Annotated in this window: 13 protein-coding genes and 2 pseudogenes; 4 read left to right on the forward strand and 11 right to left on the reverse strand. The window is 41.8% G+C overall.

The window, feature by feature from the left end; translation table 11 throughout:
- Positions 1–250: 250 nt before the first annotated feature.
- From LXF01_RS17150 to LXF01_RS17175, 6 genes are all read right to left on the reverse strand, one after another.
- Positions 251–850, reverse strand: coding sequence for a hypothetical protein (locus LXF01_RS17150; RefSeq protein ID WP_233945521.1), 600 nt, complete (start codon positions 848–850; stop codon positions 251–253).
- A 657-nt stretch (positions 851–1,507) separates the two neighbouring features.
- A complete protein-coding gene (locus tag LXF01_RS17155; RefSeq protein ID WP_233945522.1) occupies positions 1,508–1,786 on the reverse strand; it encodes a hypothetical protein in 279 nt (92 codons plus the stop codon).
- Positions 1,787–1,846: 60 nt separating this feature from the next.
- Positions 1,847–2,188, reverse strand: coding sequence for a hypothetical protein (locus LXF01_RS17160; protein ID WP_233945523.1), 342 nt, complete (start codon positions 2,186–2,188; stop codon positions 1,847–1,849).
- Positions 2,163–2,723 carry a hypothetical protein gene (locus LXF01_RS17165; protein WP_233945524.1) on the reverse strand — a complete coding sequence of 187 codons (561 nt, stop codon included), beginning with the start codon at positions 2,721–2,723 and terminating at the stop codon, positions 2,163–2,165. Before LXF01_RS17165 ends, LXF01_RS17160 begins: the two co-directional genes overlap by 26 nt.
- A 79-nt stretch (positions 2,724–2,802) precedes the next feature.
- Positions 2,803–2,961, reverse strand: a complete 159-nt coding sequence (locus LXF01_RS17170; RefSeq protein WP_233945525.1) for a hypothetical protein — start codon at positions 2,959–2,961, stop codon at positions 2,803–2,805.
- A gap of 113 nt (positions 2,962–3,074) precedes the next feature.
- The gene (locus LXF01_RS17175; RefSeq protein ID WP_233945526.1) at positions 3,075–4,256 is read right to left on the reverse strand and encodes a hypothetical protein; all 1,182 of its coding nucleotides are present in this window, start codon (positions 4,254–4,256) and stop codon (positions 3,075–3,077) included.
- Positions 4,257–4,541: 285 nt separating this feature from the next.
- On the opposite strand from LXF01_RS17175, the gene LXF01_RS17180 reads away from it, so the two are divergent.
- A protein-coding gene (locus tag LXF01_RS17180) for an IS4-like element ISAba1 family transposase (RefSeq protein WP_151725855.1) occupies positions 4,542–5,632 on the forward strand; the annotation gives its coding sequence in 2 pieces (ribosomal slippage) (positions 4,542–5,082 and positions 5,082–5,632; 1,092 coding nt in all).
- On the opposite strand, the gene LXF01_RS17185 is transcribed toward LXF01_RS17180, so the two are convergent.
- Positions 5,539–7,197 (reverse strand): type I restriction endonuclease, encoded by a 1,659-nt coding sequence (locus LXF01_RS17185; protein WP_233945527.1) that lies wholly within the window; start codon positions 7,195–7,197, stop codon positions 5,539–5,541. The genes LXF01_RS17180 and LXF01_RS17185 overlap by 94 nt on opposite strands.
- Before the next feature lie 819 nt (positions 7,198–8,016).
- On the opposite strand from LXF01_RS17185, the pseudogene LXF01_RS17190 reads away from it, so the two are divergent.
- Positions 8,017–8,193, forward strand: a pseudogene (locus tag LXF01_RS17190) (IS1/IS1595 family N-terminal zinc-binding domain-containing protein); the annotation flags it as partial.
- A gap of 13 nt (positions 8,194–8,206) precedes the next feature.
- On the opposite strand, the gene LXF01_RS17195 reads toward LXF01_RS17190, so the two are convergent.
- A protein-coding gene (locus LXF01_RS17195; protein WP_085940648.1) for an IS4-like element ISAba1 family transposase occupies positions 8,207–9,297 on the reverse strand; the annotation gives its coding sequence in 2 pieces (ribosomal slippage) (positions 8,207–8,757 and positions 8,757–9,297; 1,092 coding nt in all).
- Positions 9,298–9,386: 89 nt separating this feature from the next.
- Between LXF01_RS17195 and sul2 the strand changes: the two genes are divergently transcribed.
- A complete protein-coding gene (gene sul2 / locus LXF01_RS17200) occupies positions 9,387–10,202 on the forward strand; it encodes a sulfonamide-resistant dihydropteroate synthase Sul2 (protein ID WP_001043260.1) in 816 nt (271 codons plus the stop codon).
- An 86-nt stretch (positions 10,203–10,288) separates the two neighbouring features.
- A pseudogene (glmM, locus tag LXF01_RS17205) lies at positions 10,289–10,531 on the forward strand (phosphoglucosamine mutase); the annotation flags it as partial.
- Between the two features lie 235 nt (positions 10,532–10,766).
- On the opposite strand, the gene LXF01_RS17210 reads toward glmM, so the two are convergent.
- From LXF01_RS17210 to LXF01_RS17220, 3 genes are all read right to left on the reverse strand, one after another.
- A complete protein-coding gene (locus LXF01_RS17210; protein WP_001120888.1) occupies positions 10,767–12,260 on the reverse strand; it encodes an IS91-like element ISCR2 family transposase in 1,494 nt (497 codons plus the stop codon).
- 210 nt (positions 12,261–12,470) lie between these two features.
- Entirely contained in the window at positions 12,471–12,695 is a 225-nt protein-coding gene (locus LXF01_RS17215; protein WP_000743213.1) for a hypothetical protein, read from the reverse strand.
- On the reverse strand, positions 12,692–13,387 hold the full coding sequence (locus LXF01_RS17220; RefSeq protein ID WP_233945528.1) for a recombinase family protein: 696 nt from the start codon (positions 13,385–13,387) through the stop codon (positions 12,692–12,694). The genes LXF01_RS17215 and LXF01_RS17220 overlap by 4 nt, the downstream gene beginning before the upstream one ends.
- Positions 13,388–13,417: the final 30 nt, after the last annotated feature.

The following is a 13,417-nucleotide window of genomic DNA, read 5'->3' on the forward strand; positions in this document are numbered from 1 at the left end:
CAACTCGAATGACATAGTCATTCAAAATCAGTTAGATATATGCAATGGGTTTATTTCAATAAATATAATATTTACCTAAAATTAATTTAAAATCAGGATTTAATGAATTAATACGAATTAAATAGACTAGAATCTAGCTAGCAGTACTATTATTTGAAATAGTAGATATAAATAATTTTATTGAAAATTTAAACAACTGTAGCTGCATGCTTACTACAAATTGAAGAATAACAATCTAGATCATCACCAATTAATCATCTAATGAGGCTATCTCATTTAATGTGGTAATAATAATTTCTTCATCGTCTTCTTTCGGTGTTTTAGCAGTAACCACTTCAAGAGCGTAATAGCCAATCGTTTTTCCATGCTTATCTAATGCATAAAATCCCAAATCAGAATACTTATTCTTTTCTAGTTTTATTGAAAAAACTAAAAGCACAGTCTTAATTTCTAAAGTCGAAAATATATCATGGAGATAGTCCATGCATCCTTCATTTTGCCAATCATTAATTTGATTAAAGTTTCTCCAATAACCAGACTTTTTTGAATAGTAATATCCCATATCAACATTATAAGCTTCTGAAAATATTTTCATTTCATGGGAAAAATCTTCATTAAGTTCATCTAAACTAGATTGTCCAGGATCTAACATCATTCCTCTTCGTTGAATGACTATGCCTTCCTCAGAAATAGTAAAAGTTTTATAAGCTCCAATTGGTGTTTTCTCAGGATCAGTATACCCATTACCTCCATAAATAAAGTTTTCAGGTGAACATCCATTAAAGTCTTCTAACTGTTCCCAGTCATGATCAGTAAATCTTGATTGAACGATAATTTCGTCGTTTTGCATTTTAACTTCCTCTTAAATTCAAAAAATTTAGCTGATTATCAGCTTTGAAAGATGATTACGGATGTCACAAACTCCGTTGGTTCAATCATCAAAATGTCGATGAACTCTGAACATCAAAAACATTCAAGTTCATCTAAGAAAATGGCCTCCAAATCTTCTAATTAAAGACGTTATACATCATAAAAATGGCATGAGGAAGCCCCCCACAAATCACCCTATCCGTCTACTTTCAAGCAATTTTCATCTAAGTTTCAATCGATCTAAAAAACACAACAAACAAAAACCAAAAAAAACTCCAAATCATTGTTTTTATTTAAATATATAAGCGAACTTCATTCTACAATTATGGTTTTCCTCAGGACTTCTAGGCATTTTAGGATAGATCCCATTCCTCCCTAGACCTCTTGGAGAAATCTAAATCCACCCGCCAAACAACTTTTCAATTCATATAAAATATCTATAAAAAACATCAAATTCAGCCTAAAAAAAAATATGATTGAATGGTCACAATTTAATCAAAAAACTTAGTCCTTCGGACTACTAGACCTTGCAACAGGTCATCTACCCCAAGTATCAAGTCTTGCCTTGACTAAAAAAAGCAGTAAATACCATTAAGCCCAAAAAGCTTAACGGTTCATTCTGCGGTACTGGCTACGGTCAATAGTCACTAGGAAGCAAAATCGTAGTCACGGATCGATCTGCTTCGGTAATGATCCAAATACTATCCTTGGCAAATTGATAACTCGACAGGATACGCAACTGCATCACCAAGGCTTCTTCATTGGACTCCCGATCTTCTTCACACACATCACCCCAGTCACCTGTATGGTGGCGTGCAAGCAAGGCGAGCAAGTCAATTTGTTCAGCTTCGGCAAATCGTAAGGCGTTTAATGTAGACACGACTTGGCCCAAAGCGAATAAAGGTAGCTTTGTCATAAAATAATCTCAGATCAAAATTGATAGTGGTTTCGTCACGACAGGACTGCCGTAACAGTGCTAGATCACTTGGAAGCGATGTTGCTCAAAAATGGTTTTTGGAACATAAACTAAGATGCCTTCGTTGTCGTTCAGCAAGATGTAGGCTTCGTACCAGTCCTTCTTCTTTTCCACGAATTCCACCTCCCCTGCATTGAGTTTTTCAGCAAGGCTAAACGTCAAATCTGGAAAAGGCTGAATCAGGTCTTGTTCATCCTCACAAACAACAAACCACCCATGTAGGGTGGCTTGATAGGGTTCTTCATACTGATTTTCGAGCATCTGTATGGTGTCAAGAATGGCATCAGCAATTGGCTGTTCCTGTACCTCTTGGATTTCAGCTTTGCTCTGGATGAATTTCATTGCTTTCCTCCTCCAAGCTCTTTTCCATTGGGACTTTTTCAGCAGCTTTGCTATTACGCTTTTTCGAAGGCTTGACTGCTAATGGATCTTCATCTTGAGATGGTTCTACTTCAGTTCCAGTTTTTAGATAGCTTTCTAATCCAATTGGCCATAGCTCGAAATCCTCTTTGACCTCCAATAAACGTGCGACATTTGGATGCAACTTCAATAATTGCTGATCAAATAATATAGCCGCAAGGAAGCTTGGATTATTCACTGATTTACCAATGAATAGATCCTTGAGCGCTGTTGCATGGAAAGGCTTGCCCTCTTGGTATAACTTGCCGAGCAGTTGGATGATGTCATCCACTTTGATTAGTTCAGCACTAAAGCCCCCTGAAGATTCATTCTTGCTCAGTGCAACAGCAAAAGACTGATCATCTTCATGCTGCCAGAGTTGGTAGTGCAACAGCCCTTTAGCTCGATCAGAAAGCTTATTGCAGGTAAAGGTGTGAATGAGCTTGTAGCCCACTTTGTCATGGATACTTGGTTGCATGGTTTTGATTCCTATAGACGTAAAAAATCCCGATATACTCAAGGCATATCGGGACATAGAAATTTGATGAAATGGTAAATTAAAGCATTACTTCCAAAACAGCACAAACTTTGGAGACATGACTTGATTCCACATCGTTACAGACACGAATCGCCTTGGCGACTGAACGAGTTTGATGATGCGGGATTTTCTCCAAGACATCTGAAACAGCTTCGAGTTCGGGATAATGTTTTTTCATGGTCACTCCTTTTTCTAGACCATAGAAATAATATATCCTTGATCAGCATATCTTTACATTCATATATAGTACTGAACTTTTTAGACGCCAACTTTCTAATATTTAAAAATAAGTTAGAATTCTTCATGAGATTGAGTAAGTGCTAAACAACGCCTTACTTGATATTTTCCATTATCATTCAATCTTATCTCTGCCTCAAAATCTAGACCATTTGTTAAGTAATCATAAAAATTGCTAGGAAATGCTGTTTTATGAAAAAAAGCTTCATTTGAAGTTGTACCAATAAATGCAAAACCATATCCACGCTCTGGTTTATATACTTTTATCGAACACTGCTCTACTTGTAGATTATTAATATTATCAACAAATCCATCAATAGTTTTTATTTGCAATCCTCTATCGCCTCTACCTATACTACAATAAACGTCATCACCGCTATAAATACAATCAACTTGATTAGAATCTAATCTACTAAATTTTAAAGAAAATTCATCATTAATTTCAGGTATAGAAATAACACCATAATCTTTTTCTGGATCATAATTCCTAACTCTCCCTAGTAGTCTTTTACCAATAAAATTAGAATAATTATCCTGAATAGGTTTACTACTATTTCTGTCTATACTAAAGGATATTATGTCTTTAGTTAATTCCCTTTGGCATTCAAATTGATCTTTATCCTGTATTTCTACTAAATGTTTTTTATCTTCATAAATTAAATATTCAGCAAACTTTCTACGAATATAAGATGTTTTTTCAGAGAAAAATCTATCAGACTTATAATAACTGCGAATATCAGATGCAACTTCTGGATCACTTATTGCTGTGGTTATTGCCATTTGATAAAAATAAACAGGATTTTTTGTTGATAATTCATAATGTGCTAGTCCTTTATAAGTAATTGCAAGCTTCTGTGAATCACTTAAAACACTTGTTGAAGGATCATACGGTTCAACTAACCTCAGCATAACTAATTCTTTCAAACAGAGTTCAATATCAATAGAATCAACCCCTAATGCTTCGAAATAATTAGTTAACGATTGTACAGTTAAATGACGTTCCTCAACATCTCTGCCATTAAATTTTTTAACCCTCAATAAAGCTAGTATTCTTAAATTCAGTAATGGAGAATGTGATCTGGCCGAATTAACTTTGAAGGTTGAAATTACACCAAAATCCTCTCCTGTGCTTGACTTATAGGCTTCATAATCACCTCGAAGTAAAGCATCTATAAATTTTGTGTAATTAATAGGTTCAGTCGTAACAAAACTCGTAATAAGATCTTCAATTTTCATTACAGGAGAAGTTATAATCCTTTTCGAAAGATTCATAATTGAACGAATATTATAGTTCGTAAGTTCTCCTAAGGTTTTAGCAGTAAAATTATTTTCTACAAATACATCTTCAAGTACTTTAGCAAAATTAGAAATATCATTTAATGCTATACGGATTCCCTTACTAGATAAGTATTCTCTGCGTTCACTAATATCTGCTTTAATTAATTTTTTACTCTGTACACGACAAAAATAGATAACTCATTGAAATAATGTCACAATAATTGTTTTCTAACGACGAATACTATGACACATCTCAATGAGTTATATCTTATCTTAAACAAATCTCTAAAATGGAACAAGTCACATTTAAAGTGCTTTGCGCTCATCATGCTTGTGATCATTTTAAAGCAAACATGTAATCTTTCTTCTGCATCTAAAGCCTTGCCCATCAAGTGCTTACCACAATCATTTTATCGACGTATGCAGCGCTTCTTTGCAGGTCAGTATTTTGATTATCGTCAAATTTCTCAGTTGATTTTCAATATGTTTTCATTCGACCAAGTGCAACTGACTTTAGATAGAACCAATTGGAAATGGGGAAAACGAAATATTAATATCCTGATGCTCGCAATCGTTTATCGTGGAATAGCGATACCTATCCTTTGGACATTGCTTAATAAACGTGGAAATTCAGATACGAAAGAGCGTATTGCTTTGATTCAACGCTTTATAGCCATTTTTGGTAAAGACCGTATTGTGAATGTGTTCGCAGACAGAGAGTTTATCGGTGAGCAGTGGTTTACATGGTTAATTGAACAAGACATCAACTTCTGCATTCGTGTTAAAAAAACTTCATTGTCACCAATCATTTAGGAAAGAATCATAAAATTAGTGATTTATTTCGCCATCTTAAAGTTGGTCAAATTGAATGTCGTAAACGACGGATTTTGGTTGGTCGGGTGAAACTATATATAAGTGCACTACAGTTAGAAAATGGAGAGCTTTTACTCGTCGTTTCTCCTCAGTTTAATGCCAATGCTATTCAGGATTATGCATTACGCTGGGAAATTGAAACCTTATTCAGTTGTCTCAAAGGACGCGGGTTTAATCTTGAAAATACGCGCTTGACAGACCCTAGACGAGTGAAAAAATTGATTGCGGTGTTAGCTATAAGCTTCTGTTGGTGTTACTTAACGGGTGAATGGCAACATAATCAAAAAAAAGCGATAAAAATAAAGAAGCATGGACGACTCTCAATGAGTTTATTTCGCTATGGTTTAGACTATGTTCAAATGGCGATTCAGCATTTAATTGGTTTTGGGAAAAAAGAAGAGTTTAAGGAAATTTTGGCAATTTTAAGAAAGCAGAATCCTGATAGGATAAGGGTTCTGTGAAATTTGTCGTGTACAGAGAATTTTTTATTAAGATATTCTATTCGCTTCCTAAACACTTCTCTTGGAGCTGGGGTTGGAAGAAAGAAAGATCTAGACTGATGTATTGTGAAAATATCTGTTTTTGAAAAGCTCCATGCAGACTTATCAGTAACTGGAAACATTAACATGCATAGTTTTACTTTACGTCTGTAAGCATTGCACAATTGGAATACTTGAATCTTAAATTCCAGAGTGAATTCATCTGTATTATCTACAATAATTATAGGTAATTTTCTACGATTATGAATCGAAAAATGTAGTAGTTTTTCTAAATAACCTTCCCTATTTTCTTGAACTTCTTTTTCTAAAAAGTTTGCAAATTTTTCATCGAATAAACTTCTATCATTCTCATATATTTTTTTTAAATACCCTGAAGACATTCTTCTATAATCAGAAAAATACATACCTTTTAAGTCATTATAAACTGGAAAGTTTTCTATAAAAAGTTTTTTCTCTAATGCAGATATAATATTTTCCGTCAACCAACTAATTACATTAGCTTCATCACCTGAAGCATCTAAACAATTGATATTAATAGTCAAACATTGTTCACGCGTACTTTTTGGAAGTATCTTGGAAAAGAATCTATCTATATATGTAGTTTTACCTGAACCAGTAGGACCTACAATAAAAACAGATAAATCCGAATCTGCAGGTATTTGAGCTTGTACATTATCTTGAATTAAATTACTTAATTCACTTTCTACATGACTCTGATCTTGGGGTAAATTATTTAAAACACTTTGTGTAATTTTTTCCAAAGAATAATCAGCAATTTGACTTTCATTTGACTCAACAAAACACTCCTTCATTATTTCTGAGTTTTCATCACCAATTAATTGGGTAAAAAAACCATTAAAGATTTTTTCCAAGTCAAATGAAATTGGAGATTTTTGAAGGATATTAATTTCATGTGTTTCGAGAGCAGCTATCAAAGGTAAAGTTAATTGCTCACGATTATTATGCACTTGGTCAAAAAGTGTATTGTAAGTCTTATTATTAAAATTCTCATATGAAAGAAGTTCATAAAAAACACTAAATGAATTTTCTATAGCTTCTAATGAAGGAAAAACAAATGCTTCCTTTTCTCTATATCCCCCCTTGACCCATGTCTTGAATATTATCCAAGTAATACCATCAGTTAGTACAGCAATAGGAATTCCTGCTTCACTAGCATACGCATGAGCTTGTTTAATACCTTCATTTGAGGGTTTTAAAACCGAACCTGAGATTTTTAAAGTTCGGTATTTATCTGTGACTGCAGATTCTACTCCCAAAATTCCTATACGCTTAGCTTCAACAACTAAAGACGGCTCACCATTTATTTTTAATATATAATCCGAAAACCCATTTTCATGATTATTTTCGCAAGAGAACTGGGTAAATGACCAACCTAAGCATTCATGAAAAATTCTATTAATAATTTTAACTTTTGCATCTTCTTCACTTACAATCGTCTGGATATCTTGTCTAACTTCTTTTAACAATATCTTTAATTTTTCTTCGCTAACATCAATACTTGCCATTTAGCACCTTAAAAATTTTTATATTCCACTTATTTATTGATAATAAATCATTTCTTAGATTCAGAGTCAAATGTATATACATTGGAATCTATCCAGTAAACACAGATATACTGTCAAGGGCTATTGTAAATATATGAATCCACTATCGAATACATGATCTTACTAAAAAAAACTTATTGATATAGAAAATTCCCCAAAGAAAATTCGGAAAAGCCCTAGACCTTTAGGCTAAAACAGTACGATCCCAATTCTCCAAGAATCCCCCATAGCCACAAGATCTCATTTCTCTGCTCACAGCTCATTTGATAATAATTCACTAGGGATTAATCAAATACGCTGTTCACATCGAATTGAGCATCAGTGAAATGAATTTGGTGGGTGATTTTCACATGCCTACACCTTAGACCCACGGACTATCATGCAAAATGGACCACATGCGGTCTATCAGAATCCGATGGTCCAAAACCTTTCATTCAGTAAAAAACCATATAATTCAAAGAGTTATTTGGTTCGAAACTGGTGGGCCCAGACGTTACTACACTCAATTTTAAGTATATGTTTTATATATATTTATTATTATTGAATGAAATATGATACAAACTCGGATACATAAAATATTTATGTTATTTTTTGTAATTATTTTCATTTAATTTCCCCGCAAAACCGAATTACATTTTTTCAGACTAGTTGATTAAATAACATTTACATTAATAATGATTTGGATCATTTTCTTGCCGCTATTTACATATAGAAAGATTTTTGGTGGTGTTTCAAAAAGTATGCTGAAAAAAACAGGTTGGCTTTTGATAAAATAGTGAAATGCAAATAACACTAGAAATCAAATGTCCAACCTGTCTAAGCGACAGTATAAAGAAAAATGGCTTCAAACTATATGGTAAGCAAAACTATCAATGCAAAAACTGCAAGCGTCAGTTTATTGGTGATCATGCTCTTAGTTACCGAGGTTGTCATTCTGGTATAACAAATAAAACTCTGTACACGACAAATTTCACAGAACCCTTATCCTATCAGGATTCTGCTTTCTTAAAATTGCCAAAATTTCCTTAAACTCTTCTTTTTTCCCAAAACCAATTAAACGCTGAATCGCCATTTGAACATAGTCTAAACCATAGCGAAATAAACTCATTGAGAGTCGTCCATGCTTCTTTATTTTTATCGCTTTTTTTTGATTATGTTGCCATTCACCCGTTAAGTAACACCAACAGAAGCTTATAGCTAACACCGCAATCAATTTTTTCACTCGTCTAGGGTCTGTCAAGCGCGTATTTTCAAGATTAAACCCGCGTCCTTTGAGACAACTGAATAAGGTTTCAATTTCCCAGCGTAATGCATAATCCTGAATAGCATTGGCATTAAACTGAGGAGAAACGACGAGTAAAAGCTCTCCATTTTCTAACTGTAGTGCACTTATATATAGTTTCACCCGACCAACCAAAATCCGTCGTTTACGACATTCAATTTGACCAACTTTAAGATGGCGAAATAAATCACTAATTTTATGATTCTTTCCTAAATGATTGGTGACAATGAAGTTTTTTTAACACGAATGCAGAAGTTGATGTCTTGTTCAATTAACCATGTAAACCACTGCTCACCGATAAACTCTCTGTCTGCGAACACATTCACAATACGGTCTTTACCAAAAATGGCTATAAAGCGTTGAATCAAAGCAATACGCTCTTTCGTATCTGAATTTCCACGTTTATTAAGCAATGTCCAAAGGATAGGTATCGCTATTCCACGATAAACGATTGCGAGCATCAGGATATTAATATTTCGTTTTCCCCATTTCCAATTGGTTCTATCTAAAGTCAGTTGCACTTGGTCGAATGAAAACATATTGAAAATCAACTGAGAAATTTGACGATAATCAAAATACTGACCTGCAAAGAAGCGCTGCATACGTCGATAAAATGATTGTGGTAAACACTTGATGGGCAAGGCTTTAGATGCAGAAGAAAGATTACATGTTTGCTTTAAAATAATCACAAGCATGATGAGCGCAAAGCACTTTAAATGTGACTTGTTCCATTTTAGAGATTTGTTTAAGATAAGATATAACTCATTGAGATGTGTCATAGTATTCGTCGTTAGAAAACAATTATTGTGACATTATTTCAATGAGTTATCTATTTTTGTCGTGTACAGAGATTATTATAGAAGCCCCCATGAATAAATCGCTCATCATTTTCGGCATCGTCAACATAACCTCGGACAGTTTCTCCGATGGAGGCCGGTATCTGGCGCCAGACGCAGCCATTGCGCAGGCGCGTAAGCTGATGGCCGAGGGGGCAGATGTGATCGACCTCGGTCCGGCATCCAGCAATCCCGACGCCGCGCCTGTTTCGTCCGACACAGAAATCGCGCGTATCGCGCCGGTGCTGGACGCGCTCAAGGCAGATGGCATTCCCGTCTCGCTCGACAGTTATCAACCCGCGACGCAAGCCTATGCCTTGTCGCGTGGTGTGGCCTATCTCAATGATATTCGCGGTTTTCCAGACGCTGCGTTCTATCCGCAATTGGCGAAATCATCTGCCAAACTCGTCGTTATGCATTCGGTGCAAGACGGGCAGGCAGATCGGCGCGAGGCACCCGCTGGCGACATCATGGATCACATTGCGGCGTTCTTTGACGCGCGCATCGCGGCGCTGACGGGTGCCGGTATCAAACGCAACCGCCTTGTCCTTGATCCCGGCATGGGGTTTTTTCTGGGGGCTGCTCCCGAAACCTCGCTCTCGGTGCTGGCGCGGTTCGATGAATTGCGGCTGCGCTTCGATTTGCCGGTGCTTCTGTCTGTTTCGCGCAAATCCTTTCTGCGCGCGCTCACAGGCCGTGGTCCGGGGGATGTCGGGGCCGCGACACTCGCTGCAGAGCTTGCCGCCGCCGCAGGTGGAGCTGACTTCATCCGCACACACGAGCCGCGCCCCTTGCGCGACGGGCTGGCGGTATTGGCGGCGCTGAAAGAAACCGCAAGAATTCGTTAACTGCACATTCGGGATATTTCTCTATATTCGCGGTTCAGCAGGCATGTCCCCTTTGAGGGCGACCCGACGACAGGATAATCGACCTTATGGTGCGCAAATATTTCGGCACAGACGGTATTCGTGGCAAAGCCAACGAAGGCGCGATGACGGCGGAAACCGCCTTGCGCGTCGGCATGGCGGCTGGCCGTGTCTTTCGTCGCGGTGACCACCGCCATCGTGTCGTGATCGGCAAGGATACGCGCCTGTCGGGCTATATGCTTGAACCCGCGCTCACAGCCGGTTTCACCTCGATGGGCATGGACGTATTCCTTTTTGGCCCGCTGCCGACAACGTATAGGAAGAATAAACGCCCTTTTCACCCAAGTCCAACAGCTTTGGACCGCAGTTGACTCTTTCGACACCCCTGCGATGCAACCCAATCCGGCTGACGGGGAGCCAGCAACGCTGAAAATTTACCCTCCTCTTTCCCACTAGCGGCTCCTTTTCCGACAACCAGCACGGCGGATCCCTGCCGCGGCGCTGTGAACGCAGCATTTTGATTGGTATCGTTGGCCTTCAGGCTCGTCAGTCAAACAGACCCAGGAGCAGCTCAGCCGGTGGCGCCCGGCTTTCGGGTAACGCCCTGGTCCCGCTGGTTTCGGCTTTGTGCTTCAGGTGATCAAGGATCTGCTTGATCACTATAGGGTCTTCAATGCAGGCGATGACTTTCATGGCGCCGCCGCAGCCGCTGCAGGTCTCGATGTCGATATTGAAAACACGCTTGAGCCGTTGCGCCCATGTCATCGACGCTCGCCGTTGTGCTGGTGTTGCCGGTTCATCAGCCACCCTGACCTTGTTGCCCCTGCCCCGTTTTGCCGGCGTGACCAACGCCCGGTGCCGACTGTTGGGTGCGAACACCCCGTGGAAGCGGGTTAGGTTGACTCTGGGCTTCGGTACCAGGGCGGCCAGCCTTGCAATGAAATCCAATGGTTCGAAAATGACGTGCGTGGTGCCGTCCCGGTACGGCGTCTTGAGCTGGTAGCGCACGTTGCCGCCTCGTGTTAACGACAGCCGCTTCTCGGATACCGCCGGGCGGCTGATGTACCGGCACAGCCGTTCGAGCTTCTTGCGTTCATCGGCCCTGGCCGCCACGCCGGCGTGCAGGCTGGACCCGGCTACCTTGCCAATCCCGTCACCGAACGGATCACCACTGGTCGGCAGAGTTTGCAAAGTGAACACCTTTCGCCCCGCCTGTGAACCGACAGCGATACGGTAAGTGATCGAGTGCCCCAGCAGGGGTGTCATCGGGTCGTCATCCACCGCATCCGAGGCCAGATAGCTGTTTTCGACATCCCGTTCCAGCAGGCCTTGCCGTTCCAGATAGCGACCCACCCGGTGGGCGATGGTGTGCGTCAGCTGGGTGAGCTCTGGGCTGGTCGGCGCCTTGACCCAGCGGAAACGCGCTGAGCCGTGGGATTGCTCGACATACACACCGTCGAGAAACAGCATGTGGAAGTGAACATTCAGATTGAGCGCCGATCCAAAACGCTGGATCAGGGTGACCGCGCCCGTCTTGGCCACTTGGTGGGTATGGCCCGCTTTCTTGACCAGGTGCGTGGCAATGACGCGGTAAACGATGCCCAGCACCCACCCCATGATCTCGGGCCGGCTGGCAAACAGGAAACGCAGCTGAAACGGGAAGCTCAACACCCACTGACGCATGGGTTGTTCAGGCAGTACTTCATCAACCAGCAAGGCGGCACTTTCGGCCATCCGCCGCGCCCCACAGCTCGGGCAGAAACCGCGACGCTTACAGCTGAAAGCGACCAGGTGCTCGGCGTGGCAAGACTCGCAGCGAACCCGTAGAAAGCCATGCTCCAGCCGCCCGCATTGGAGAAATTCTTCAAATTCCCGTTGCACATAGCCCGGCAATTCCTTTCCCTGCTCTGCCATAAGCGCAGCGAATGCCGGGTAATACTCGTCAACGATCTGATAGAGAAGGGTTTGCTCGGGTCGGTGGCTCTGGTAACGACCAGTATCCCGATCCCGGCTGGCCGTCCTGGCCGCCACATGAGGCATGTTCCGCGTCCTTGCAATACTGTGTTTACATACAGTCTATCGCTTAGCGGAAAGTTCTTTTACCCTCAGCCGAAATGCCTGCCGTTGCTAGACATTGCCAGCCAGTGCCCGTCACTCCCACTCGATTGTAAACAAGCACACAAAACCCTTTAGTGACAACAATTTGCAAGAACTATCAGGCTCAGTGCCATGAAAAATACCATGACCAGATCATGAGGTTGAACACGGCTTGCGCCGGCAGCGTTCACGCTCCTGGTCGGCGATCTCGCCCGGCTGCAATGCTAGCTCAGCATCGGTCATGCGCTCCAGCACGTCGCGTAGGCGGATGGTGCAAGGAATGGGCGGCAGCTCGAACTCATAGCCGCCGGCGATCATTTCGGCCGCAATCTCCTCGGTGATGAAAAACGGCTCGTCGTCTTGGTTCGGCTTCTTCATGCCCTTTCCTCCTGGCGCTCATCCTGGCCGACAGCGGCCAGGGCATCGGCTTCCGTCAATGCGTCCTCCACGAACGCGCCGTGCTGCTTCGCTTCGGCCTGGCTGACCTCGGCCCATATCCGTTTCACCTGGGCCGCACTGTACCCGGCCAGCTCGGCGGTCTTGTTGATGCTGTAGCCGGACTTGCGCAGCGCGACAACTTGGGCGCGGCGCTTCGGATCAGCACGGCGGCCCTTGTACCGCCCGGCCTGGCGGGCCAACTCAATGCCTTGGCGCTGGCGTTCGCGCCTGTCCTCGTAGTCGTCGCGGGCCATCTGCAAGGCCAGGCGAAAAAGCATGATCTGCACGGCTTCCAGCACGATCTTGGCGACGCCCTGGGCCTCGGCCGCCAGGTCGGATAGATCGACCACGCCAGGGACGGCCAGGCGTGCGCCTTTGGCCTGTATCGAGGCCACCAGGCGCTCGGCCTCGGGCAAAGGTAGGCGGCTGATGCGGTCGATCTTCTCGGCAATGACCACCTCGCCGGGCTGTAGGTCGCCGATCATGCGCAGCAGCTCAGGCCGGTCGGCGCGTGCGCCGGATGCCTTCTCACGGTAGATGCCGGCGACGTAGTAGCCGGCGGCCTTCGCGGCCGTAGTGATCGCCTCTTGGCGTTCCAAGTCCTGCGCATACTTGCGGGCTCCTTTGGGCATACTCAAATGCACCCATCTTAAACTGGCAGC

Source organism: Acinetobacter sp. SH20PTE14 (assembly GCF_021391555.1).
GTDB lineage: Bacteria > Pseudomonadota > Gammaproteobacteria > Pseudomonadales > Moraxellaceae > Acinetobacter > Acinetobacter amyesii.

What these genes read in the sequence shown, in the direction of transcription:
- LXF01_RS17165 (WP_233945524.1), bottom strand. Translation starts at nt 2,723, where the DNA reads ATGCAACCAAGTATCCATGACAAAGTGGGCTACAAGCTCATTCACACC.
- LXF01_RS17215 (WP_000743213.1), bottom strand. Translation starts at nt 12,695, where the DNA reads ATGAAGAAGCCGAACCAAGACGACGAGCCGTTTTTCATCACCGAGGAG.
- LXF01_RS17210 (WP_001120888.1), bottom strand. Translation starts at nt 12,260, where the DNA reads ATGCCTCATGTGGCGGCCAGGACGGCCAGCCGGGATCGGGATACTGGT.
- LXF01_RS17220 (WP_233945528.1), bottom strand. Translation starts at nt 13,387, where the DNA reads ATGCCCAAAGGAGCCCGCAAGTATGCGCAGGACTTGGAACGCCAAGAG.
- LXF01_RS17155 (WP_233945522.1), bottom strand. Translation starts at nt 1,786, where the DNA reads ATGACAAAGCTACCTTTATTCGCTTTGGGCCAAGTCGTGTCTACATTA.
- LXF01_RS17150 (WP_233945521.1), bottom strand. Translation starts at nt 850, where the DNA reads ATGCAAAACGACGAAATTATCGTTCAATCAAGATTTACTGATCATGAC.
- LXF01_RS17185 (WP_233945527.1), bottom strand. Translation starts at nt 7,197, where the DNA reads ATGGCAAGTATTGATGTTAGCGAAGAAAAATTAAAGATATTGTTAAAA.
- LXF01_RS17175 (WP_233945526.1), bottom strand. Translation starts at nt 4,256, where the DNA reads ATGAAAATTGAAGATCTTATTACGAGTTTTGTTACGACTGAACCTATT.
- LXF01_RS17160 (WP_233945523.1), bottom strand. Translation starts at nt 2,188, where the DNA reads ATGAAATTCATCCAGAGCAAAGCTGAAATCCAAGAGGTACAGGAACAG.
- LXF01_RS17170 (WP_233945525.1), bottom strand. Translation starts at nt 2,961, where the DNA reads ATGAAAAAACATTATCCCGAACTCGAAGCTGTTTCAGATGTCTTGGAG.
- sul2 (WP_001043260.1), top strand. Translation starts at nt 9,387, where the DNA reads ATGAATAAATCGCTCATCATTTTCGGCATCGTCAACATAACCTCGGAC.